The sequence below is a fragment of the Bradyrhizobium sp. F1.13.3 genome, assembly GCF_040548265.1.
GTDB lineage: Bacteria > Pseudomonadota > Alphaproteobacteria > Rhizobiales > Xanthobacteraceae > Bradyrhizobium.
Window position 1 is genome coordinate 980,399 of sequence record NZ_JBEPRI010000001.1, and the last position, 22,794, is coordinate 1,003,192.

The 22,794-nt window shown below is 63.7% G+C and carries 27 protein-coding genes and 1 pseudogene; 22 read left to right on the forward strand and 6 right to left on the reverse strand.

Features of this window, described 5'->3' with window-relative positions:
• Window position 1: 1 nt before the first annotated feature.
• The 7 genes from ABIB66_RS04445 to ABIB66_RS04475 all read left to right on the forward strand — a co-directional run bounded on the left by ABIB66_RS04445 (window position 2) and on the right by ABIB66_RS04475 (window position 6,264).
• Entirely contained in the window at window positions 2–586 is a 585-nt protein-coding gene (locus tag ABIB66_RS04445) for an amino acid synthesis family protein (RefSeq protein WP_354204266.1), read from the forward strand.
• Window positions 587–611: 25 nt separating this feature from the next.
• Entirely contained in the window at window positions 612–1,814 is a 1,203-nt protein-coding gene (locus ABIB66_RS04450; RefSeq protein ID WP_354254191.1) for an ABC transporter substrate-binding protein, read from the forward strand.
• A gap of 157 nt (window positions 1,815–1,971) precedes the next feature.
• Window positions 1,972–3,861 (forward strand): ABC transporter permease, encoded by a 1,890-nt coding sequence (locus ABIB66_RS04455; RefSeq protein WP_354204571.1) that lies wholly within the window; start codon window positions 1,972–1,974, stop codon window positions 3,859–3,861.
• On the forward strand, window positions 3,858–4,649 hold the full coding sequence (locus tag ABIB66_RS04460; protein WP_275167406.1) for an ABC transporter ATP-binding protein: 792 nt from the start codon (window positions 3,858–3,860) through the stop codon (window positions 4,647–4,649). Before ABIB66_RS04455 ends, ABIB66_RS04460 begins: the two co-directional genes overlap by 4 nt.
• A complete protein-coding gene (locus ABIB66_RS04465) occupies window positions 4,646–5,350 on the forward strand; it encodes an ABC transporter ATP-binding protein (RefSeq protein WP_354204261.1) in 705 nt (234 codons plus the stop codon). Before ABIB66_RS04460 ends, ABIB66_RS04465 begins: the two co-directional genes overlap by 4 nt.
• Window positions 5,351–5,376: 26 nt before the next feature.
• Complete coding sequence (locus ABIB66_RS04470; RefSeq protein ID WP_354204569.1) at window positions 5,377–5,832, forward strand: MarR family winged helix-turn-helix transcriptional regulator; 456 nt, start codon at window positions 5,377–5,379, stop codon at window positions 5,830–5,832.
• 42 nt (window positions 5,833–5,874) lie between these two features.
• Window positions 5,875–6,264, forward strand: coding sequence for a hypothetical protein (locus ABIB66_RS04475; protein WP_354204259.1), 390 nt, complete (start codon window positions 5,875–5,877; stop codon window positions 6,262–6,264).
• A gap of 5 nt (window positions 6,265–6,269) precedes the next feature.
• Here the strand turns inward: ABIB66_RS04475 and ABIB66_RS04480 are convergent, their stop codons facing one another.
• Window positions 6,270–6,959, reverse strand: a complete 690-nt coding sequence (locus ABIB66_RS04480; protein WP_354204257.1) for a hypothetical protein — start codon at window positions 6,957–6,959, stop codon at window positions 6,270–6,272.
• A gap of 108 nt (window positions 6,960–7,067) precedes the next feature.
• Window positions 7,068–8,264, reverse strand: coding sequence for an amidohydrolase family protein (locus tag ABIB66_RS04485; protein ID WP_354204255.1), 1,197 nt, complete (start codon window positions 8,262–8,264; stop codon window positions 7,068–7,070).
• 156 nt (window positions 8,265–8,420) lie between these two features.
• Here ABIB66_RS04485 and ABIB66_RS04490 point away from each other — a divergent pair, with 156 nt between their 5' ends.
• The 8 genes from ABIB66_RS04490 to ABIB66_RS04525 all read left to right on the forward strand — a co-directional run bounded on the left by ABIB66_RS04490 (window position 8,421) and on the right by ABIB66_RS04525 (window position 12,332).
• Window positions 8,421–9,194, forward strand: coding sequence for a ferredoxin--NADP reductase (locus ABIB66_RS04490; RefSeq protein ID WP_354204253.1), 774 nt, complete (start codon window positions 8,421–8,423; stop codon window positions 9,192–9,194).
• 106 nt (window positions 9,195–9,300) lie between these two features.
• Window positions 9,301–9,627 (forward strand): hypothetical protein, encoded by a 327-nt coding sequence (locus ABIB66_RS04495; RefSeq protein WP_354204251.1) that lies wholly within the window; start codon window positions 9,301–9,303, stop codon window positions 9,625–9,627.
• A 111-nt stretch (window positions 9,628–9,738) separates the two neighbouring features.
• Window positions 9,739–11,010: a cytochrome P450 gene (locus ABIB66_RS04500; RefSeq protein ID WP_354254193.1), complete on the forward strand. Its 1,272-nt coding sequence runs from the start codon at window positions 9,739–9,741 to the stop codon at window positions 11,008–11,010.
• A gap of 138 nt (window positions 11,011–11,148) precedes the next feature.
• On the forward strand, window positions 11,149–11,331 hold the full coding sequence (locus ABIB66_RS04505) for a hypothetical protein (RefSeq protein ID WP_275167399.1): 183 nt from the start codon (window positions 11,149–11,151) through the stop codon (window positions 11,329–11,331).
• A 13-nt stretch (window positions 11,332–11,344) separates the two neighbouring features.
• Window positions 11,345–11,545, forward strand: a complete 201-nt coding sequence (locus ABIB66_RS04510) for a hypothetical protein (protein WP_354055569.1) — start codon at window positions 11,345–11,347, stop codon at window positions 11,543–11,545.
• A 3-nt stretch (window positions 11,546–11,548) separates the two neighbouring features.
• A complete protein-coding gene (locus tag ABIB66_RS04515; protein ID WP_275167397.1) occupies window positions 11,549–11,776 on the forward strand; it encodes a hypothetical protein in 228 nt (75 codons plus the stop codon).
• A gap of 15 nt (window positions 11,777–11,791) precedes the next feature.
• A complete protein-coding gene (locus ABIB66_RS04520; RefSeq protein WP_007608913.1) occupies window positions 11,792–12,055 on the forward strand; it encodes a hypothetical protein in 264 nt (87 codons plus the stop codon).
• Window positions 12,056–12,089: 34 nt separating this feature from the next.
• Complete coding sequence (locus ABIB66_RS04525) at window positions 12,090–12,332, forward strand: hypothetical protein (RefSeq protein WP_354204245.1); 243 nt, start codon at window positions 12,090–12,092, stop codon at window positions 12,330–12,332.
• A gap of 37 nt (window positions 12,333–12,369) precedes the next feature.
• On the opposite strand, the gene ABIB66_RS04530 is transcribed toward ABIB66_RS04525, so the two are convergent.
• Window positions 12,370–13,620, reverse strand: coding sequence for a DUF763 domain-containing protein (locus ABIB66_RS04530; protein ID WP_354204243.1), 1,251 nt, complete (start codon window positions 13,618–13,620; stop codon window positions 12,370–12,372).
• Window positions 13,621–13,745: 125 nt separating this feature from the next.
• Here ABIB66_RS04530 and ABIB66_RS04535 point away from each other — a divergent pair, with 125 nt between their 5' ends.
• On the forward strand, window positions 13,746–14,894 hold the full coding sequence (locus tag ABIB66_RS04535; RefSeq protein WP_354254196.1) for a mechanosensitive ion channel family protein: 1,149 nt from the start codon (window positions 13,746–13,748) through the stop codon (window positions 14,892–14,894).
• An 84-nt stretch (window positions 14,895–14,978) separates the two neighbouring features.
• Here the strand turns inward: ABIB66_RS04535 and ABIB66_RS04540 are convergent.
• Window positions 14,979–15,959 (reverse strand): annotated as a pseudogene (locus ABIB66_RS04540) (tripartite tricarboxylate transporter substrate binding protein).
• 111 nt (window positions 15,960–16,070) lie between these two features.
• Here ABIB66_RS04540 and ABIB66_RS04545 point away from each other — a divergent pair.
• From ABIB66_RS04545 to ABIB66_RS04570, 6 genes are all read left to right on the forward strand, one after another.
• Window positions 16,071–16,781 carry a TetR/AcrR family transcriptional regulator gene (locus tag ABIB66_RS04545; protein WP_354204239.1) on the forward strand — a complete coding sequence of 237 codons (711 nt, stop codon included), beginning with the start codon at window positions 16,071–16,073 and terminating at the stop codon, window positions 16,779–16,781.
• Between the two features lie 29 nt (window positions 16,782–16,810).
• Window positions 16,811–17,695 carry an amidohydrolase family protein gene (locus ABIB66_RS04550; RefSeq protein WP_354204237.1) on the forward strand — a complete coding sequence of 295 codons (885 nt, stop codon included), beginning with the start codon at window positions 16,811–16,813 and terminating at the stop codon, window positions 17,693–17,695.
• A 75-nt stretch (window positions 17,696–17,770) separates the two neighbouring features.
• The gene (locus tag ABIB66_RS04555; protein WP_354204235.1) at window positions 17,771–18,484 is read left to right on the forward strand and encodes a PIG-L deacetylase family protein; all 714 of its coding nucleotides are present in this window, start codon (window positions 17,771–17,773) and stop codon (window positions 18,482–18,484) included.
• Window positions 18,481–19,164 carry a 4-carboxy-4-hydroxy-2-oxoadipate aldolase/oxaloacetate decarboxylase gene (locus ABIB66_RS04560; protein WP_354204233.1) on the forward strand — a complete coding sequence of 228 codons (684 nt, stop codon included), beginning with the start codon at window positions 18,481–18,483 and terminating at the stop codon, window positions 19,162–19,164. The genes ABIB66_RS04555 and ABIB66_RS04560 overlap by 4 nt, the downstream gene beginning before the upstream one ends.
• 19 nt (window positions 19,165–19,183) lie before the next feature.
• Window positions 19,184–20,053: a substrate-binding domain-containing protein gene (locus ABIB66_RS04565; protein WP_354204231.1), complete on the forward strand. Its 870-nt coding sequence runs from the start codon at window positions 19,184–19,186 to the stop codon at window positions 20,051–20,053.
• On the forward strand, window positions 20,053–20,976 hold the full coding sequence (locus tag ABIB66_RS04570; protein ID WP_354204229.1) for a DUF1932 domain-containing protein: 924 nt from the start codon (window positions 20,053–20,055) through the stop codon (window positions 20,974–20,976). Before ABIB66_RS04565 ends, ABIB66_RS04570 begins: the two co-directional genes overlap by 1 nt.
• A 12-nt stretch (window positions 20,977–20,988) precedes the next feature.
• Here the strand turns inward: ABIB66_RS04570 and ABIB66_RS04575 are convergent, their stop codons facing one another.
• Both ABIB66_RS04575 and ABIB66_RS04580 read right to left on the reverse strand, forming a co-directional pair.
• Complete coding sequence (locus tag ABIB66_RS04575) at window positions 20,989–21,300, reverse strand: hypothetical protein (RefSeq protein ID WP_275167386.1); 312 nt, start codon at window positions 21,298–21,300, stop codon at window positions 20,989–20,991.
• Window positions 21,301–21,512: 212 nt separating this feature from the next.
• A complete protein-coding gene (locus ABIB66_RS04580; RefSeq protein ID WP_275167385.1) occupies window positions 21,513–22,754 on the reverse strand; it encodes an amidohydrolase family protein in 1,242 nt (413 codons plus the stop codon).
• Window positions 22,755–22,794 lie beyond the last annotated feature (40 nt).

The window sequence follows — 22,794 nt, forward strand, 5'->3', positions numbered from 1 at the left end:
CATGAGCGCGATCATCCGCAAGATCGTCACCGTCGTCGAAGAGACGCAGATGGAGATGGGCCGCCAGGTCTCGCCGCCGACGCGGCGTGCGGCGGCAATCGCCGTGATCGAGAACCCGTTTGCTGGAAAGTATGTCGAGGATCTCTCGCCGCTGATCGCGATTGGCGAAGAGCTCGGCGAGCTGCTGTCGAAGCGCGCGGTGGTGGCGCTCGGCATCGACGGGTCCAAGGCGCAGAGCTATGGCAAGGCGGCGGCCGTCGGCGAGAACGGCGAGTTAGAGCATGCCGCCGCCATCCTTCACCCGAAAATGGGCGCGCCGGTGCGTAAAGTGCTGGGCAAGGGCGCTGCGCTGATCCCGTCGTCGAAGAAGCGCAGTGGACCCGGCACGACGCTGGACATTCCGCTGGGCCACAAGGATGCCGCCTTCGTGCGCAGTCATTTCGACGGCATGGAAGTGCAGATCAACGACGCGCCGCGCGCCAACGAGATTATGGTCGCGGTCGCCGTCACCGACAGCGGCCGTCCTTTGCCGCGCGTCGGCGGGCTGACGGCTGCGGAGATCAAGGGCGAAGACGGACTGCGTTAATCTTTTCAGAAAAGTGGAGGTTGGGATGCGAGCAAAGAACTATTTCGCCGGCGCGGCATTTGCGCTGTTGGCGAGCGGCATGGCTCATTCGGCTCTGGCGCAGGACATCAAGATCGGCGAGATCAACAGTTATTCGTTGCTTCCGGCGTTCACCGAGCCCTATCGCAAGGGCTGGCAGCTCGCGGTCGAAGAGATCAACGCGGCCGGCGGCATCAACGGCAAGAAGCTGGTCGTCATCTCCAAGGACGATGGCGGCAAGCCGGCAGATGCGCAGACCGCGGCCAACGAGCTGGTGTCGAGCGAGGGCGTGGCGATGCTGACGGGTACGTTCCTGTCGAACATCGGTCTTGCGGTCAGCGACTTCGCCAACCAGAAGAAGGTGTTTTTCCTGGCGGCCGAGCCGCTGACGGACGCCATCACCTGGTCGAAGGGCAACAAGTACACTTTCCGACTGCGTCCTTCCAACTACATGCAGGCGGCGATGCTGGTGGAAGCAGCCAGCAAGCTGCCGGCAAAGCGGTGGGCGACGATCGCGCCGAACTATGAATACGGCCAATCCGCGGTCGCGGTGTTCAAGAAACTGATGTCGGAGAAGCGGCCCGACATCCAGTGGGTCGACGAGCAGTGGCCGCCGCAGGGCAAGATCGACGCGGGTCCGGTGGTGCAGGCGGTTGCCGCGGCCAATCCGGAAGCGATCCTCAACGTCACCTTCGGAGCCGATCTCGTCAAGCTCGTGCGTGAAGGCAACACCCGCGGCCTGTTCAAGGGACGCGAAGTTGTGTCCTTCCTGACCGGCGAGCCCGAATATCTCGACCCGCTCAAGGAGGAGACGCCCGAGGGCTGGATCGTCACCGGCTATCCCTGGTACTCGATCAAGACGCCCGAGCACGACGCGTTCCTGAAGGCGTATCAGGCCAAGTACAACGACTATCCGCGTCTCGGCTCCATCGTGGGCTACCAGACCATCAAGTCTGCGGCGGCGATCCTGGCGAAGGCCAATTCGACCGATCCGGAGAAGCTGATCGCTGCGGCGGAAGGACTGTCGATGCCGTCGCCGCTGGGCGAGATCACCTTCCGCAAGATCGATCACCAGTCGACGCTCGGTGCCTATGTCGGCAAGACCGCGCTGAAGGACGGCAAGGGCGTGATGGTGGACTCGGCTTACAAGAAGGGCGCGGACTATCTGCCAAGTGATGCCGAAGTCGAGAAGCTGCGTCCGAAGGATTGATCTCCGCTGCCGTAGGGTGGGTTAGCCGCAGGCGTAACCCACCACGGTCTGTACCCGCAGGACCACAAGAGGTGGGTTACGCTGCGCTAACCCACCCTACGAAGCTCTCTCTCCCCGCAAGCGGGGAGAGGTGATGCAACACCAACCCGGACCGCCGATGGCCTTTTACGTCGTACAGTTTCTGACCGGTCTCGCCAGCGCAGCGTCGCTGTTTCTGGTGGCGTCGGGCCTGTCGATCATCTTTGGCGTAACGCGGATCGTGAATTTCGCGCACGGTGCCTTCTACATGATCGGCGCCTATATCGCCTTCACACTGACGGAGCGCCTATCGGGGACGTTCGGATTCTGGGGCGGGATCGTCATCGCAGCGCTTGCCGTGGCGGTGATCGGCGTCATTGTCGAGATGGTGCTGCTCCGGCGCATTTATCACGCGCCCGAGCTGTTCCAGCTGCTCGCGACGTTCGGCCTGACCTTGATGGTCGAGGACCTGGTCGTCCTGATCTGGGGCCCAGACGATCTCGTGGGGCGCCGTGCACCCGGCTTCAAGGGGGCAATCGACTTCTTCGGCCAAAACATCCCGAGCTATGATTTATTCTTGATCGTGCTCAGCCCGCTCGTGCTCGGCATTCTCTGGCTTTTGTTTCAGCGCACGCGCTGGGGCGTTCTGGTGCGCGCAGCGACGCAGGACCGCGACATGGTCGCAGCGCTCGGCGTCAACCAGAAATGGCTGTTTACATCCGTGTTTGCGGTCGGCGTTTTCCTGGCCGCGCTCGGCGGCGCGCTCCAGATTCCGCGCGATGCCGTGCATCATGCGATGGATTTGCGTATCATCGTCGAGGTTTTCGTCGTCGTGGTGATCGGCGGCCTCGGCAGCATCATCGGCGCTTTCGTCGCGGCGGTGCTGGTCTCCGAGCTCAACGCCTTCGGCATCCTGATCTTTCCAAAAATCTCCATCATCCTGGTCTTCCTGGTGATGGCGGCGGTGCTGATCGTGCGGCCCTGGGGCCTGTTCGGCAAACCAGAGGCCCCCGCGCGCAAGACACCGGGCCTCACCGTCAATCCCTGGCGGCCGCTGACGACGAATGAGCGAATGGCTGCGCTTGCAACGCTCGTCATCGCGGCGACGCTGCCGCTGTTTGCCGGCAATTATGCACTGACCGTCGGCTCGGAGATCGCGATCTCAGTGATCTTCGCCGTCAGCCTGCACTTCCTGATGTCGGTCGGAGGGCTCGCCTCCTTTGGCCACGCCGCCTATTTCGGCCTCGGCGCTTACGGCGTTGCTTTCCTCGCCAAGATGGCGGGACTGCCGATGATCGTCTGCCTGTTGCTCGGTCCGCTGCTCGGCTGCATGGGGGCTGCCGTGTTCGGCTTCTTCGCAGTGCAGCTCTCCGGCGTCTATTTTGCGATGCTGACGCTCGCCTTCGCGCAGATCGTCTGGTCGATCGCGTTCCAATGGGTGAGCGTCACCGGCGGCGATAACGGCATCCTGGGCGTCTGGCCCGCGAGCTGGGCGGCGAGCCCATCGCATTTCTACTGGCTGTCGCTCGGCGTTGCGGCACTCGTGACGATCGCGTTGCGGGCGATGGTGTTCTCGCCGTTCGGCTATGCGCTGAGGGCGACGCGCGACTCGTTGTTGCGCAGCGAAGCGGTCGGCATCAACGCCAAGCGCATCCAGTGGACGGCCTTTGTGATCGCGGGCACGACCGCCGGCATCGGCGGTGCGCTGTTCGCCTACCTCAAGGGCAGTGTCTTCCCGGACAATCTCGGCATCTCGCTCTCGGTCGATGCGCTTGTGATGGTGCTGCTCGGTGGCGTCGAGACGGTGTCGGGCGCGGTGATCGGCGCCATCGTCTACAAGGCCTTGAACATCTGGCTGGTCAGCCAGACCGACCTGTCAAAACTCGTGCTCGGCGGATTCATCGTTCTGATCGTCGTCGTCTTCCCCAAGGGCATCGTCGGCATGCTGGAGATGCTGGCGCAGCGTCGCAGGAAGGCATTGCCGCCGGGCTCCCCCTTGCTTGCCAAGCCGATCGAGTCCGCCGAATGAGCCTCGCCCCCCCACTTCTTGCGGTCGAAGGACTGACCAAATCCTACGGCGGCGTCCACGCCGTGCGCGGCGTCTCGTTCTCGCTACGCGCCGGCGAAATCCTGGCGTTGATCGGACCGAACGGCGCGGGCAAGAGCACCTGTTTCGACATGCTCAACGGACAGAACAAGCCTGATAGCGGCCACGTCCGCCTGCTCGGCGAAGACACGACCGGCAGGAAGCCGCGCGAGATCTGGCGGATGGGCGTGGGCCGCACGTTCCAGATCACCGCGACCTTCGCGACCATGACGGTGCGCGAGAACGTGCAGGTCGCGCTGGTTTCTCACGGCAAGCAGCTGTTCAATCTCTGGGGCTCGGCGCCGAACTTCGACCGCGGCGAAGCCGGGCGGCTACTCGAGCTGGTCGGCATGGGCGGCTATGCGGATCGTCCCTGCGGCGAGCTTGCCTATGGCGATCTCAAGCGGCTCGAGCTCGCTGTCGCGCTCGCCAACCAGCCAAAGCTGCTGCTGATGGACGAGCCGACCGCCGGCATGGCGCCACGCGAGCGAGTCGATTTGATGCGGCTGACCGCGCAGATCGCCCGGGAAAAATCGATTGGCGTTCTCTTCACCGAGCACGACATGGACGTGGTGTTCGAGCACGCCGATCGCATCATCGTGCTCAACCGCGGCACGCTGATCGCCGAGGGCTCGCCGGCGGAGGTGCGCGGCAATCCGCAGGTGCAGGCGGTCTACCTCGGCGAGGGCCTCCTTTACGAGGCCGGGCATCGCGAGGGAGCATCGGCATGAAGCTCACGGTGCAAGATCTCAATAGTCATTACGGCCCGGCGCATATCCTGTTCGACATCGGCTTCGAGGTCGGCGAGGGGGAAGTCGTGGCGTTGCTCGGCCGCAACGGCGCCGGCAAGTCGACGACGTTTCGCTCAATCGTCGGGCTCGTCGCGCAGCGCTCGGGTCGGATCATGTTCGAAGGCAAGGATGTCTCGGCACGTCCCACACATGAGATCGTGCGGGACGGGCTTGGCTACGTGCCGGAGGAGCGGCGTATCTTCACCGACCTGACGGTGGACGAAAATCTCGAAGTCGGCCGCCAGCCGAAGCGCCCGAACGCGCCGCACTGGACCCGCGACAAGCTGTTTTCGCTGTTCCCTAACCTCGGCGAGATGAAAAATCGCCCGGGCGGCCGCATGAGCGGCGGCGAGCAGCAGATGCTCACCATCGCACGCACACTGATGGGCAATCCGTCGCTGGTGCTGCTGGACGAGCCCTCGGAAGGCCTGTCGCCGAAGATCGTGGAGCAGATGGTCGATGCCATCCTGACCATGAAGAAGGAGGGCGTCAGCATCGTCGTCTCCGAGCAGAATCTGCACTTTGCGCGGCTGATCTCCGATCGCGCCTATATCATCGAGCGCGGCCGCATTTGTTTCGGCGGCACCATGGCCGAGCTCGATGCGCGTCCGGATATCCGCGACGCGCATCTGTCGTTGTGAAGGCAAAGGGCAAGGGCATCGAGCGGATGGCGAGAAGCGTCGCGGCGAAGAAAAGCGTCAAACCGGCAAAGCCGCCTTACGTGCTCGATGAGCAGGTTGGCTTCATCCTTCGCCAGGTCTGGCAGCGCCACAGCGCGATCTTCTCTCGCGAGATCGGCACCAATATTACGCCGACGCAATGGGCGGCACTGTCGAAGCTCGCCGAGGCCGGGCCATGCTCGCAGAACCAGCTCGGGCGCCTCACGGCGATGGATGTGGCGACGATCAAGGGCGTGATCGATCGTTTAACGGCGCGCGGCCTCACCGAGACCAGCCAGGATCCTGAGGACGGACGGCGGCTTCTGGTCAGCCTGACCCGCGCGGGGCAGCAGCTGGCGGAAAAGGTGGCGCCGAATGCGCTCGCGATCACGCGGGAGACGCTGGCCCCGCTCGAGGCAAGGGAGCGCGAGACGCTGATGGCGCTGTTGAACAAGCTGCGGTGAGGCGCGACTAACCTCGGTGAAGGTCTTGTCGAGGTTTTTGATATGAGAGCGGCGACCCGGCTTGCGATGGCTCTGAGTATGAGTGCGGTGCTGGCAAGCCAGTGTGCTCCTGCCCTGGCTGCGCAAGCCTATGAGGGGTTCTGGGCGTCAACCAAAAAGGATTGCCGCGACCAGGACAGTGCCAACCGCATGAGCATCGAAGGCGGCAACCGTCTCTATTGGTACGAAACCCGGTGCCGCGCCAGTGAGATCACTGCCGACGGGAAGCTCGCCTGGAAAATGAAGCTCGCCTGCGAAGGTGAGGGCGAGAAGTATCGCTCCAGTCCCCGGGTTTCCATTGCAGCGGATGGCAAGCTGGTGATGGACAACAGCCCGGTCGGGCCAGGAAAGCGCCAGACCTACGTGCGTTGTGAAATCGCAAAACCGCGGTGATGCCCTTACGCCTTCCCCGGCCATTTGGCGCGATAGCGGATTTCGCTGCCGTCGGCGAGCCGTCGCCACGTTCCGAACTCCGGCGTATGCGGAGCCCAGGCCGTCAGTCCGATCGGGTACACTCGGCTGGGCTGTCCCTGGATGTTGACGGCGAGCTGCCGGTGCGAGGTTCGGAACGCCAGTTCGACTTCGCCTGCGATAACGGGCTGATCGCCGTCACGATGGAAGCCGGTCGGGTTCAATTCGCCCGGCATGGTGTTGAGGTCGGTCTGCAATTCGATAGTGATGTCTTGCGGTGATTTCGGCACCGTTGCGCCGGCCGGAAGGCGAACCTCGAACACGAGCAGGGGAGTGGCGCCGTTCCGGTTGAGCCAGGGTGTGGCCGTCATGTACGCGACGCCCATGTAAGTGGCCGCAGCGGCAACGCAGAGCAGGGCGACGACGCCGAGCGACTTCAGGCTGTTGCGCGCGAGACCGCTATTGCTTGCATCCGCGCCGGAACGTGTCACCAGCCAGCTGGCAAGCACCACGCCAGCGATCGCTCCGATGGGTGAGTAGACGAACAGTGCCAACAGGCCAGACGTGATCGGGTCCGCCCGGTTGCCCAGATCGAGCAGTGAAAACAGCACAAAGGTCGCGACATAACCTCCGACCGCACCGGCAACGCCGGCAGCAATCCGCGACGAATTCTTCATGTCTGCCTCGACGTCCAGCAATGAACTGCCTGCGTTAGACGCAGCAGGCTGGTGACTTGTTCAATGCTTTCAGGGGACCGCGCGGAGCGGCGAGCCGCTCCGGCTGCGTCACTTCGCCACCACCTCGGGCACCCTGCCGGCCGGTGGGGTGTTGCGGCTCCGCTGGGTGCGCACGATACCGTCGATAATGGTCATGCCGATGCCCGGGAGGTCGCCGAGCTGCACGCTCTCCAAAATGTTCTTGCCGGCCGAGTGCTGCGCCTTGTCCATGATGACGAAGTCGGCGGAACGGCCAACTTCGATCAGGCCGCAATCCAATTCGCGCATCCGCGCCGTGTTGCCGGTGGCAAGGCAAAACGCGACCTCGGCCGGCAGGTCGCCAAGCGAGGACAGCATCGAGACCATCCGGAGAATGCCGAGCGGCTGTACGCCGGAGCCGGCCGGCGCGTCGGTGCCGAGGATGACGCGATGCAGATCGCCCATCTCGCGCGCGATGCGCAACGTGAACAGCGCCGAGCGCTCATTGCCGTTGTGCACGAGTTCGAGGCCGCGCTTGCAGCCCTCGCAGATGCAGCGGATCTGGTCGTCGGGAAGCGCCGTGTGGCCGCCATTGATGTGGCCGACCACATCGGTGTCGGCCTCCAGCACCACGTCCTTGTCGATCAGGCCGGAGCCCGGAATCGAGGGACCGCCGGTGTGGATCGTGCTCTGGATGCCGTATTTGCGGGCCCAACCGACCATTTTTCGCGCGGTGGGGCCGTCCTTGACGCCGCCCAGGCCAACTTCGCCGAGCAGCTTGACGCCGGCTGCGGCCAACTCCTTGAAGTCCTCCTCGACCATCTCGCATTCGATCACAGGCGCGCCGGCGTGAACCTTCACGCCGCCAGGCCGCAGATTCCAGAATGCGCGCTGTGCGAAGATCGCCATCGCCTTCAACCCGACGACGTCGCGCGGGCGGCCGGGCATATGCACCTCGCCGGCGGAAATCATCGTGGTGACGCCGCCATGCAAATTGCTGTCGATCCAGCCGATCTGGTTCTGGCGAGGCGTCCAGTCGCCTGCAACAGGGTGGACATGGCTGTCGATCAGGCCGGGCGCCACCGTGGTGCCGTTGGCCTCGACGATGGCGGTCGCGCCTTCGGTGTTGAGGTCCTTGAAGCGGCCGATCGCGGTGATCTTGCCGTTCTCGGCGACGATGGTGTCGCCGTCCAGGATCGGCTTTTCCAGCGCGCCGGACAGGATCAGGCCGATATTGCGGATCACGAGCTTCGAGGGTCCGGTGGCCTGGGGTGCGTCATGCGCCATGGAATGGGTCCTTGTCCTTAACTGCAACGCTTCCGATCTTGGGCAGCCTTGACCGCGGGATCAAGCCGGATTATTCATTAGTATACAAATGATCGTGTACAAACGACGCATAGCTGCCGCCTTGAGAACCGCCACGACGCGCCACGGAAGGGTGAGATGAGCAATTTCAATCAGGAAGCCGTCTTGAGCGTCCACCACTGGACCGACACGCTGTTCTCCTTCAAGACCACCCGCAGCCCGACCTTCCGCTTCCGCAACGGCGAATTCACCATGATCGGCCTTAAGGTCGGCGAGAAGCCGCTGCTGCGGGCCTACAGCGTCGCCAGCGCCAATTACGAGGACACGCTGGAGTTCTTCTCGATCAAGGTGCCGGACGGCCTGCTCACCTCACGGCTCCAGCATCTGAAGGAAGGCGACGAGATCATCGTCAGCCGCAAGGCCACCGGGACGCTGGTCATCGACAATCTGGAGGACGGTCGCAACCTCTACCTCATCGGCACCGGTACGGGCCTTGCGCCGTTCCTGAGCGTGATCAAGGACCCCGAAACCTACGAGCGCTTTGAGAAAGTCGTGCTGCTGCACGGTTGCCGGCACGTGAAGGAGCTCGCCTATGGCGAGATGATCACCGAGACGCTGCCGAAGGACGAGCTGATCGGCGAGTACATCCGCAACCAGTTGATCTACTATCCGACCGTGACGCGCGATCCCTTCCGCAATCGCGGCCGCATCACCGACCTCATCACCTCGGGCAAGCTGTTTTCCGATATCGGCCTGCCGGCCCTGGAAGCCGCCCACGACCGCGTCATGATATGCGGCAGCCCGGCGCTGGTGGCGGATACCCGCGTGCTCCTCGGCGAGCGGGGGCTGATCGAGGGCAATCACGGCGAGCCGGCCCAATTCGTCGTCGAAAAGGCCTTCGCCGAGCGCTAAGCCCGGAACTCCCGCGCAAGAAGACCGTATTTTCGCCTCCGGGCGCCCGTTGCGGCGCCGATTCGGCACGCGATACACTGCGGGAGCGAATCAGCGGAGTTCCCCCATGGTTGCGGACAGCGACAGCAACATCGCCTGGCACCGGGTTCAGTTGAAGAAGAACCGCGCCGAGTTGAAGGCGCTCGAGACCGCGCGCTTCACGATGGGCGAGATTGCATCTTCGAAACGGAACGGCCAAACCCAGAAGGCGATCGGGGAATTCAAGCGCAAGATCGCGCAGTCCGAGCGCGCCATCGCCGATCACGACAAGCGCACGCGCCGTCCGCTCACCACCGACCTGCAAAGCCTCAGCAAGGGCAGCTGGAGCAATTGGGACGCCTACACCAATCAGCAGCAGCGCAAGATCGGCCCGCGTTCGCCCGGGCGGGGGTGAGACTCGACTCTCACGCCTGCCACCGATGCCGAAGCGGAGGTTCCGTACCCCTTGCGTGGGCAATGACACGCACCATCTCGCTGAGACGCCATCAACCGCTCCGGTGATCACATGGCACCACGCCTCGATTTCACCAGCGAGGCCTTCTTTCGCGATCCTCCCAAGGCGATCGCAACGTTGCGCATGTCCGGTCCTGTGGTCGCGGCGCGATTTCCTTTCGTCGGCGACGTCTGGATCACCACGACCCATGAGGCCACGGCGCAAGTCCTGAAAGACGGCGCCGATTTCACGCTGCGCAAGGAGGATGGCGACGTCGCAGGTTTGCGCTGGTGGATGCCGAACTACGTCAGAACCATCGCCAGCAACATGCTGACGATGGACGAACCGGACCACACGAGGCTACGCAGCATCGTGGACGAGGCCTTCCGCCGCCGCGCGATCGTCGCGATGGAGCCGCGTATCCGCGCCGTCGCGGATGGTCTCGCCGACGAGCTGTTCTTGGCGGGAAGCCCGGCCGATCTCGTCCAGCGCTATGCCCGCATCCTGCCGCTCGCGGTGATCTCCGAGCTGTTGGGATTGCCATTGGCCGATCGCTCTCGCTTCATCGCCTGGGCCAATACAATGTCCTCGCTCACGAACGTCGCCAGCTTCTTCCGCATGCTGTTCGCGTTCCGCAAGATGCGAGCCTATCTCGAACGGCAGTTGCAGATTGCCCGCGTGCGGGGCGGCGAGGGCCTGATCGCGGAGCTGGTCCAGGTCGAGCGTGAGGGCGGCCAGATCACGCCAGACGAAATGGTGTCGATGGTGTTCCTGCTGCTCGCGGCGGGCTCGGAGACCACCACGCATCTCATCAGCGGTTCGGTCTACGAGCTCCTCAGAAATCCTGGCGTCCGCGACTGGCTGGCACAGGACTGGAGCCGCGTCGGACTTGCGGTGGAGGAATTCCTGCGCTTCGTGTCGCCGGTGCAGTTCTCGAAGCCGCGCTATGTGAGGCGGGATATCGAGCTTGCGGGCGTGCGTCTGAAGAAGGGCGATCGCGTCATGGTGATGCTCGCCGCCGCGAACATGGACCCGGCGATGCATGATCGTCCCGAGAGCCTCGATCTCGCACGCAAGCCGAACCGTCACATCTCCTTCGGAACGGGAATCCATTTCTGCCTTGGCCATCAGCTGGCCCGGATCGAGGCAGCGTGTGCCCTGGAAGCGCTGTTCGTGCGATGGCCGAAACTTGGCTTTGCTGTGGACGTGTCTCAGATCCACTGGCGCAAGCGACCCGGCATGCGTGCGATCGCGAACCTCCCTGTCGTGCCGGACGGCTACAGAGCACAGGCGACAGCGTCAGCTGAATCGATGATGGTTCGTTCCCGGCCAGCGGCGTGCTGAGACTTACACGCCCTCGGAAATTTTTCTGTACCCGGTCGCTAGGAACGGCATGTCGCTGCTTTAGTTGTTTTTGGGACATCGGAAGCCGGATGAGTTCCTCCGGTCGATGTCGCAGAACCAACATCAGGAGACAGCATCATGACTGGCAAGATGCCACCTGTTCCCGCCGAGAACCAAAGCCCGAAGGGAACCGGCGACGCCAAGCAAGTGTCCTCGACTGCCCCGCGCGGCCAGCAGCGTGCGCAAAATCCGGATCAGCAAGGGCAGCAGGGCAACATCAAGCAGAACACCACCAACCAAGGCTATCAGCAAGATCGCTGAGGAGCGGACTTTCATGTCGACATCCACCAAGACACCGAACAGCATCCGTCAGGGCGGACCTGGCGCATCGCACGAGAATGCGAAGACACCGCTCGAAGTGAAGAAGCCACCGGCGGACGACCCGCAGCGCAAGCACAGCCGCGTCTCCGGCGGAGGTGGCGAGCACGATTCACACCACAGGCATGACGAGGCCGGAAAAGGCGGAGGCAGGTGAGACATGACCAGTAAGCAACCCAAACTCTACGCACCGACCGAAAAGGATCTGCACGACAACCCCATGATCGGTGGATCGAAAGGCGCAACAATGGCCGGTATCTCGCCTGAGGACCTCGAGGACGCCTTGGGCGAGAACACGATCGAAGGCGACGTCGAGAACGACGTGAACGCCGCTGGCGGTATCGACAAGGACGTCGCACGCAGTGGCGCGCACCGACGAGGCCGCTAGCTCTGGAGGACAAACATGCAAGGCAAGAAGACCCACGAGCAACAGGTTCGCATCCTCGAGCGCAAGCCGGATGTTCCAGACGCGCGAGAGCTTGAACGGGCCCTCGGCCACAATCCGGAGGACACGGCGGTTCACCGAGCGCGACCTGAGGCGCGGCAGAGTGAATTTCCGGTGAGCCGAGGCGGCCTCAACCAGGAAAGCGACCACAACAAGCACAACGATTCCGGCCAGAGCGGCCACAAGCCGCCGAAACCAACGCCGGCACAGCAGAAGCACTGAGCCTCACGGGCGATCAAAGCAAGAGGAGAAAAAGATGCCAGGTGGTCATGGCAGCAAGACGCATTTCAGATCGGGCATGCACGGCAAAGGCGACGGCACCGGCGCCATGACGGACGTGCCCAAGGAGAAGATCGGCGACAACATGGTGCTGTCAAACCGCGACAAGGCACAGCACTCGGACATTCGCGGCATGGACGGCAAGTCGATCCAGACGGATCAATATCAGGATCACTCGGCTAACCGGCTCGATGAGGAATCGAAGGACGGCGATACCTGAGAGAGGCGCTCCTCCCGCTAAACTTGCGGACCGGTCTTCAGCCGGTCCGCTTTTTTGTCGGCCCGAGATCACGCTCCCAGCCGAACACGGAGCGGCCGTCGAGATCGGGCGAGGCCGCACGCTCTCCGGCGATATAGGCTTCGACCGACGGCCCGTGCGCGGTTCGCTCCAGCCGCCGCGCCTGGTCGTCGACGCGCTTGATGGCCTGCATCTCTTCCTCGCGTCCGAGCTTTGCGTTCTGGATCGCGCCCTTCAGCACGCGAATGGTCTCGTCGTAGACCTTGATCGGGACAGGGTAGGGATGCCGGTCCTTGCCGCCGTGGGCAAGCGAGAAGCGGGCGGGATCATTGAAGCGGTAAGGCGCGCCGTGTACGACTTCGGCGACCATCGCCAGCGAACGCACGGTACGCGCGCCAACGCCGGGCGTCAGCAGCAGCTCCGGAAAATCGACCGGGCCGCGCTCGGCCGCGGCCGCGAGTGTGCCGTGCAAGCGGCGCGCGAACACATCTTTTGGCCGGACGTCGTGATGCGCGGGCATGATCAGGTGCGGCAGCATCGCCTGAGCGGGCTCGGGCGCAGTCCCGGCGAGCCGCTCGAATTCGGAAAGGATGCGATCCGGGCCGAGATCGCTGAGGAGCTCAAGCTGCGCGGTGCGCGAGATATCGGCGCGATGGTCGGTGAGATTGACGATCTCGCCCTGCAGCGGCCCGTCGATCGCGCTGTGCGGCGTATCGACAAAACTCTTCAGCGCCTCGGAATGCCAGTGATAGCGGCGAGCCTGTCGCTTGTCGCCGTTCATGCCCTGCTGCACCACAGTCCATTTGGCGTCGGCGGTGACGAAGAAGCCGTGCAGATAAAGATCGAAACCGTCCTGGACCGCGGCGCTGTCCACCTTCGCCACAAGGCGACTCGCACGCGTGAGCTTTGCGCCGTCGAAGCCGACGCGGTCGCCGAGCTGCATCAGTTCGTCCGGGGTCTTGCGCGAGTGCTGGCCACGCCCGCCGCAGACATAGATTCCGAGCTCATCCTGGAGGGGGCCTAGACCTCGCTTCAGCGCGCCTATCACTGAGGTCGTGATGCCCGAGGAGTGCCAGTCCATCCCCATCACGGCGCCGAACGACTGGAACCAGAACGGGTGCGAGAGCCGCTGGAGGAATGCATCGCGTCCGTAGTGATGCACGATCGCCTGCGTGACGATCGCGCCGAGCGAAGACATGCGGGTCGCCAACCAGGGTGGAACCCGGCCGGTGTGAAGAGGAAGGTCGGCGCTGCCGGTCCGTCGAGTCATGATTGCTCAGAAATAGCGCAATTCGACGACGGATGCACCAAGGGGATGCTGCATTGCACCGAGTGCGGGAGCGAAGCCGCTCTAAATGCGTTGAGCGCGGACGCTAATGCAACGCGGGGAGACGCATGAATCTGCAAGCAATTATGGCCGACCTCGACGAGATGCTTGGCTGGGTGCCTTCCTGGTTCGTCGGTCTCAGCTTGATCTTCATCGCGATCCTGCTTGCTTTGTTCCTGTATCGGGTCGCGGTATGGCTCCTCAATCGTGCCTTCGGAACCCGCCTCTCTTTGCTGGCTGTGTTCATCGAGCGTACCGCAGGTCCAGCTAGGTTAGCCCTGTGTCTTGCTGCGGTTGCGCTGGTTCTGCCGCTTGCGCCGCTCGACGACATCATCCGCACGCCGCTGATGCGTGTGTTCGTCGTGGCTTTCATCGCCCTGATCGGCTGGATATCGATCCGGATCGTCGACATGAGCGCGGCGCGCTATCTCCAGAACTTTCGTGACGTCACCGAGAATCTCGTTGCGCGCAAGCACGTCACGCAGGTGCGGGTGTTCAAGCGGGTCACAGACACCATCATCGTCGTCATCACGGTGTCGACTGCGCTGATGACGTTCGATTCGGTGAAGCAATACGGCGTCAGCCTGTTCGCCTCGGCCGGCGCAGCCGGTATCATCGTTGGTCTTGCCGCCCGTCCGCTGCTGAGCAACCTGATCGCGGGCTTGCAGATTGCGATCACCCAGCCGATCCGCATCGAGGACGCCGTGATCATCGAAAACGAGTGGGGCTGGGTGGAGGACATCGCCTCGACCTATGTGGTGATCCGGCTGTGGGATTGGCGCCGCATGGTGGTGCCGCTGTCCTATTTCATCGAAAAGCCATTCCAGAACTGGACCCGCGACACCGCGTCCCTGATCGGCGTGATCGCGCTCCACGTCGATTATCGCGCCGACGTGCCGCGGATCCGGCGCTGGCTGGAAGAAGCAGTGAAGGAGTCCAAGCTCTGGGACGGCGAGGTGGTCAATCTCCAGGTGATCGACGCGGATTCTCGCACCATCGAACTTCGCGCCCTCGTCAGCGCCAGGAACGCGCCGCAGTCCTGGGATTTGCGCTGCGAAATGAGAGAGAAGCTCATCGCCTTCATCCGCGACGAGATGCCGGAAGCGCTGCCGCGCGAGCGCGCAATCCTGATCCCGTCGGGAGGAGGCGATGACGATGCCGATTTCGTGCGGCGTTCCGCGCCGCCCGAGAAGATGCGCGCGAGCGCACGCAATTGACTTACTCGCGCGTCGCGTTCGTGGCCGCGAAAGCCTGCCCGCTACTGGATCGTGTCGAGCGCGCCGGTTCTCATGCGAAGCACCTCACTGCGCGCGGATGTCGGCGGCCTTCATCACCGGCTCCCATTTGGTGGCCTCGGCATGCATGTAGGCATCGAATTCCCTCGACGAAGAACCGACCGGGGCTGCGCCGATCTTGCCGAGCGTCGACAGCACGTTCGGGTCCTGCAACGCCGTCTTCAGATCGGTTTCGAGCTTCGCCACGATCTCCGGCGGCATTTTCGCCGGGCCGAGAACGCCCCACTAGACGGAGACGTCGTAACCCGCCACGCCCGACTCGGCGATGGTCGGAACATTGGGCAGCGCCTTGGAGCGTTCGGCCGAGGTCACCGCGAGTGCGCGCACCGGGCCGCCTTCGATCTGGCCGATGGCCTCCGCAAGCGGATTGATGCTGAGCGGGATGTCACCGGCGATTACGGCGGTCAGCGCGGGCGCGCCGCCCTTGTAAGGGATCGCGACGATCTTGGTGCCGGACATGTATTTCAACAGCTCACCGGCGAGGTGCGCCGAGGTGCCGTTGCCGGACATACCGTAGGAGAGCTTGTCCGGCTCCTTCTTCGCCGCAGCGAGAAGATCGCCGAGCGTCTTGTAGGGGCTGTCTTTGGCGACGACGATCGCGAGCGGCGAGGAGGCGACTTCGGTGATCGCGGTAAAATCCCTAAACGTCTCGTAGGGCACGCTCGGATAAATGAACTGATTGAGGGGATGACCGCTCGCGACCAGAATCAGCGTGTAGCCGTCGGGGGCGGCCTGCGTCAGTGCCTGCGAGGCGACGATGCCGCCGGCGCCGGGGCGATTGTCGACCACTGGTTGCTGGCCCCAGGTCTTCGCCAAGGCCTGTCCGAGCGTGCGCGCGAGCACGTCGACCGCGCCGCCGGCCGCGTAGGGCACCAGGATGTGAACCGGTTTGCTCGGATAATTGTCGGCGGCCTGTGCGGCGCCGCCCGCCAGCAGCAGACCGGCACCTAGCATTAAGCTGCCGATCTTCTTGTTCAAATCCAGCATTTTCAGCACTCCTTGCGGGCGTTGTGCGCGGACCGCCGGCCTCGAGCCGTCCAGACGCCGCCATGGTTTTTGTTGACGAGACCTGATTTTTTGTACGATAGTACAAATCACATGATACGCAACGCCGCCAGCAAGGAAACGGCCCGCAAGCCGAACATGCGCGAGGCAATTCTCGCCGCGGCCGAGGAGCTGTTCGCCACCAACGGCTTCAACGCCGTGTCGGTGCGCGATATCGCGCAGGCAGCCGGCGCCAATCCCGGCAGCGTCACCTATCATTTCAAGACCAAGGACGGCCTGCTGCTGGAAATCTACCGGCGCCATTGCGGGCCAATGAATTTGCGTCGTTCCGAGTTGCTCGCGGCCGCCAAACGCGTGCGCGATCTCCAGGACCGGCTCGAAGCGATGGTGCGGGCCTATGTCGCGCCGGCCTTCACCTCGGGCAGTGATCTTGCCGGGGGCGGGGCGCGGTTCACGCGCCTGCGCGCGGTGATGTCCGCGGAGGGCAATGAGGTCGCGCGGAAAATCATCGCGCAGACTTTTGACGATACCAGCCACGCCTTCATCGACGCGATCCACGACAGCCTGCCGCACGTTCCCCGCACCGACATCGTCTGGCGCAGCCACTTCCTGCTCGGCGCGCTCTATTACTCGCTGGTGACGCCGGATCGCGTCTCCCGCCTGTCGCGCGGCGAGGCCGACGGCAGCGATGCCGCAAGCGCCATCGAGCAATTGGTGCAAGCCGCCGTGGCCGCGTTCCAGGCGCCGGCGCTCGATCAGGCTGCGCCGGCACGGCGGCGGCCCGTCGTCAGCAGCAAGACTTAAAGACGCGGTCTCGTTCGGCGGTTTATCTGATGGCAATGATGTACACGCCGACCATTCCGCCGCCCGATCCGGACACGCGCACGCCGAAGTTCAAGCTGCCGAAGCTGTCTTGCGACGCGCATTGCCACATCTTCGGGCCCGGCGCGAAATATCCCTACGCGCCGGGCCGCTCCTATACGCCGCCGGATGCGCCGCTCGAGCATTTCCGCACGCTGCATGCCAAGCTCGGGGTCGAGCGTGCCGTCATCGTCAATGCCAGTGTGCATGGCACCGATAACACGGTGGCGCTGGACGCCATCGCGCAGAGCAATGGCGCCTATCGCGCGGTCGCCAATATCGACGGCTCCATCACGGAGCGCGGGCTTCGCGTGCTGCACGAGGGTGGTTTCCGCGGCTGCCGCTTCAATTTCGTCCGCCATCTCGGCGGCGTCCCCGACAAGCGGGTGTTCGACCGTATCGTCGCGATGGTTGCGCCGCTCGGCTGGCACATCGACCTGCATTTCGACGCGATCGACCTGCCTGAATATGCCGACATGCTGACAAGGCTGCCGCTTAGCTACACGATCGACCATATGGGACGGGTGAAGGCGTCCGAAGGGCTCGATCAGCTTCCGTTCAAGATCCTGATCGAGCTGATGCAGCGCGACGAGAAATGTTGGGTCAAGATCTGCGGTTCGGAGCGGGTGTCGTCGGCCGGTCCGCCGTTCACCGACGCGGTGCCGTTCGCGCGAAAGATCGTCGAGACCGCGCCCGACCGGATCATCTGGGGCACCGATTGGCCACATCCCAACGTCAAGGCGATGCCGAACGACGGCGATCTCGTCGACCTGATCCCGCTGTTCGCGCCGGAGCCGGAGTATCAGCAGAAGATCCTCGTCGATAATCCAGCCCGCCTGTTCGAGTTCGAGGAATGACGGTGTCCGTGATCGATAAATTGCTCATCAAGGAAAGAGATAAATTGCTCATCAAGGAAAGAGGGGAATAAGCCCATGAAAGCAGGTCTCGTGATCACGGCCCATCCGGGCGATTTCGTCTGGCGCGCCGGCGGCGCCATCGCTCTGCATGCGAAGAAGGGCTATCGCATGAAGATCGTCTGCTTGTCCTTCGGCGAGCGCGGCGAGAGCCAGTTCGCCTGGAAGGAGAAGGGCGCGACGCTGGAATCGGTCAAAGGCGGCCGCAAGGATGAGGCGGAGCGCGCTGCCAAGCTGCTCGGCGCCGAGATCGAGTTCTTCGACTGCGGCGACTATCCGCTGAAGCTGACGGAAGCGCATTTCGACCGCATGGTCGACATCTACCGCGAGCTCAATCCAAGCTTCGTGCTGACGCACGCGCTGGAAGACCCCTATAATTTCGATCATCCGAACGCGGCGCATTTCGCGCAGGAAACCCGCGTGGTCGCGCAGGCCATGGGCCACAAGCCAGGCGCGCAGTACAAATATTCGGCGCCGCCGGTGTTCCTGTTCGAGCCGCACCAGCCGGAGCAATGCAATTACAAGCCGGACCTGCTCCTCAAGATCGACGAGGTCTGGAAGGAAAAGTACGAGGCGTTCCAGATTCTCGCCGCGCAAAAACATCTCTGGGGCTATTACGAGCGCGTTGCGCTCAATCGCGGCATCCAGGGCAGCCGCAACACCGGTGTGCCCATGACGTATGGCGAGGCCTATCAGCGCTTGTTCCCGACGGTAGCGGAGGAGCTGGCATGAGGCCCGTCGTCGTTCGCAACATTGAGCGAGCCGATCCCGCCGCTATGGCGGAGTACGGCGTCTCGACCGTGCACGAGGCCTATGGCCGCATCGGCCTGATGAAGCCATATCTGCGGCCGGTCTGGCCGGGCGCGGCGATCGCCGGTCCCGCCGTCACTGTGCTGGCGCAGCCGGGCGACAACTGGATGATCCATGTCGCGGTCGAGCAGTGCAGAAAGGGCGACATTCTCGTCGTCGGTTGCACCACCGACAACACCGACGGCATGTTCGGCGAGCTGCTCGCGACTTCGCTGCAGGCCCGCGGCGTGCAGGGGCTGATCATCGATGCCGGCTGCCGCGACGTCAGGGCACTGCACGAGATGAACTTTCCGGTGTGGTCCCGCGCGGTCTCGGCCAAGGGGACGGTGAAGGCGACGCTCGGCGCGGTCAATGTCCCCGTGGTCTGCGCCGGCGTCAACGTCGACCCCGGCGACATCATCGTGGCCGATGACGACGGCGTCGTGGTGGTGCCGAAGCGCTATGCGGCCGAGGTCGCCGAGAAGGCGAAGAAGCGCAACGCGGACGAAGGCGGCAAGCGCAAGCGGCTGGCTTCGGGCGAGCTGGGCCTCGACATGTACAGCATGCGCGAGGCCTTGGCGAAAGCCGGGCTCGTCTATGTCGACAATCCCAGGGATGTCTGAAGAGAAGCGGAGCGGGCCGATGGATCGTCTCAAGCTGAAGGCCGTGCTCGGCAGTCACCCCCATGTCCAGGCGGTGAAGAGCGGCGAGCTCCGCTCCGACCTGTTCGATCTCGATTTCGTCGAGTACACGCCGACCAACACCGCGTTCAAACCGATGGTGCGCGAGCAGGCCTTCGACGTCTGCGAGATGGCGATCGTCACCTATCTGATGGCAAAGGCGCATGGCAAGCCGCTGGTGCTGCTGCCTGCCACCATGCTCGGCCGCTTCCAGCATTCTTATGCGCTCTATAATCCCGCGCACGGAACCCTCGGGCCGTCCGATCTCGAAGGCAAGCGCGTCGGTATCCGCTCGTTCACGACCACCACCGGCGCCTGGATCAGGGGCATCCTCGCCAATGACTGCGGCGTCAATCTCGGCAAGCTCCGCTGGGTCACGTTCGAAGACCCACACGTCGCCGAATATGTCGACACCACCGAGCGCGCGTCGAAAGGCAAGAAGATCTTGCAGATGCTGCTCGACGGCGAGCTCGACGCCGTCCTCGGTGAGGCCTCAAGCGATCCGAAACTGAGGCCGCTGTTCCCCGATCCGGCCGCGGAAGCCGCCATATGGTACGCGCGCCGCGGCGTCGTGCCGGTCAACCATCTCGTGGTCGTGACCGAGCAGCTGACGAAATCGCGTCCTGACGTGGTTTCGGGCGTCTATGATCTGCTCAAGCGGAACAAGACCCAGATGGGGCCTGCGGCGACGCCCGATCTCGTTCCGTTCGGAATCGAGGCGAACAGGAAGCCGCTGGAGCTGATCATCGACTATGCATTTCAGCAGGCGCTGATCCCGCGCCGCTATGCGGTCGAAGAGCTGTTCGACGAGACCACGCGAGGACTGAACTGATGGCGGGCGATCCCAAGCGATGGCAGATCGGGCTGATCGGTTATGGCGAAGTCGGCAGGATCCTGGCCGAGGATTTGCGCCAGCAGGACATCAGGGTCACAGCCTATGACATCAAGCTCGGAGGCGAGCAGGGCGGCTCACTGAAGGAGCATGCGGAGAAATTCGGTGTCGGGCTCGCAGTCTCGCACGCTGAGCTGGCCGCGAAGTCCGATTTCATCATCTCCGCGGTCACCGCGAGCCAGGCCGTGCCGGTGGCAAAGGCCTGTGCGGCCGCGATCAATCAGAGCACATGGTTCCTGGATTTCAATTCGGCGTCTCCCGGCGCCAAGCAGCGCGCGGCCGCGCTGATCGATGGCGCCGCCGGACGTTATGTCGAGGGCGCCGTTATGACGTCGGTGCCGCCTTATCGGATCAAGGTGCCGCTGTTGCTCGGCGGTCCCGGCGCAAGGGAGCTGCAGCCGCTTTTGAACGCGATCGGTTTTGCGGCCAAGGTTGCAAGCGACAAGCTCGGTGTGTCATCGGCGGTGAAGATGTGCCGCAGCATCATGATCAAGGGCCTGGAGGCCATGGTGATCGAAAGCTTCACCACCGCGCGCGCCTATGGCATCGAGGATGCGGTGTTGGCTTCGCTGGCGGAAACCTTCCCCACGATCGATTGGGAGAAGCAGGGTGCTTATTGCTTCCAGCGCGTGATCGAGCATGGCCGCCGCCGCGCCGAGGAAGTACGCGAAGTCGCCGAAACCGTGCGTGAAGCCGGACTGACGCCGTGGTCCGCGCAGGGCACCGCCGAGCGGCAGGCCTGGGTGGCGGACCTCGCCGATGAGGGCCTGTTCGGAACGAAGGCCACCAAGGAGTTCGCCCGCAGCGCTGACTGGCGCACCGAGGCGGACCGAATCCTGGCGAAGATCAATCGCGAGAAATAGGGCGGCTCTTGCTCAGGACTTTACCGCGCAACAGCCCGTGAGCTCGTCCCGGACGCGTTCGATCAACGCCATCAGGTCTTCGGTCTTGCGGGCCAGCCGATCGTTCGCGACTTGGGTCCGGAATTCCGCGCGGATCACCCGAATGCACTTGTCGGCGGTGTCGAGCGTCAGGAGCATGCGCGTCAAGTCATCCTGGGTCCGGATGCTCGCCAGATCGAGGTTTGACAGGACATGCCCGATGCCGTCGAGCCGTTTTATCGCGGCATCGCCGGGCGTTCTCGCTCGAATGGCGTGATGGTCGATGCTGCTGAATGCGCTGAACATGTCGATGCTTCCCCGATGAATGCAGACATCAGTGCAGGTTCTGCTTTGAACGGCACCGCGGGACTGGCAATACGCTCAGCTATCGGCAATCAGCGCGGATCGACTATCCGGTATTCTACCGGATTCGGAATATGAGAACGATCGGCGGTAACATCGAACGGAAATAACGCGGCATCCGCCTCGCTTCAATGCAGATATGCGTCCAGAGCGGCTCAGGAGCCGGGGCGAAACAGAATGGGTCGTTGCCGCGCAAAAGTCTGCCGGCCGTTCTTGAAGCCCATCACGATATCCGGCAGCTCGGCGATCGCGAAGCGGCTGTCTTGCGTATCGAGCACGACGAGATCGGCGGGGTTTCCGACCCTGATGCCGTAATTCCGTAGGTTCATCAGCCGCGCCGGCAGCTCGGTCACGAGATCGAGGCACGCATCGAAGTCGTTCACCGAGGCATGCGCGACGTTGGCGTAGAAGTTCGCCATTCGGAGCAGGGAGGCATCGCCGAACGGCGTGAAGGGATTGAGCACGTTGTTGGTCGCGATCGAGCACACCACGCCGTCGCCGGAGAGCTTGTGGGCGAGCGTCAGCCCGCGTGGCGCGTTGTGGGTCGCTTCGCGCCCCATCAAATAGAGATCGGTTGCCGGCAGCACGGTGACGGCAACGCCGGCCTTCGCCAGTTGCGCTGTGGCGGCCTTCAGCCGCTCCGGTGGCAGTGCGGAGAGTTTCGTCGCATGGCCGATCGCCACGCGGCCCCCGTAGTTGCGCCGCTCGGTCTGCCGGCAGACCTCGTCGAGGTGCCACCAGGAGGGATCGAGATCGAAATCGAGATGGAGGTCGACATCCACGTCGAACGCCTCGGCGAGGTCGAAGATGCGTGCGAGATGGGCGTTCGGGTCGGTGTCCGTGTAGGGACAGCCGCCGATCACCTCGCCGCCGTCGCGCAGCGCCTGGATCAGAAGCTCCTCGCTGCCGGGATCGTTGGTGAGGCCTTCCTGCGGAAAGACACAGAGCGACAGGTCGATCGCCCAGGCATAGTCACGCTTCAGCGCCTTCACCGCCTCGAAGCCGCGCAAGCCGATGCGCGGATCGATTTCGACGTGGGTTCGCATGCGCGTGGTGCCGTGGGCGATGGCGCGTTCGAGCACCCGGGCGCCGCGCGCGTAGACGTCCTCGACCGAGAAATCCTTCTTCATCCCGGCGACGGCGCGGATCGCTTCCGAGACGCTGCCGTGATCATGCCCGCAGCGGCCAAGCAGGCAGGCCTTGTCGAGATGGATGTGGCTGTCGACGAAGCCGGGCAGGGCGAGGCGCCCGCCGACATCGACTTCGACGGCTTCGCAGGCGAGCTTCGGCTCGATCGCGGCGATGCGGCCGGCCTTCACGCCGATATCGACCGGTGCGGCGGATGATCGCAACAGCGTGTTGCGGAAGATCAGGTCGAGGGCGGTTTGGCTGGTCATGGCGTCTGATTCAGGTGGATAGCCTAACGGAAGCGGAGGA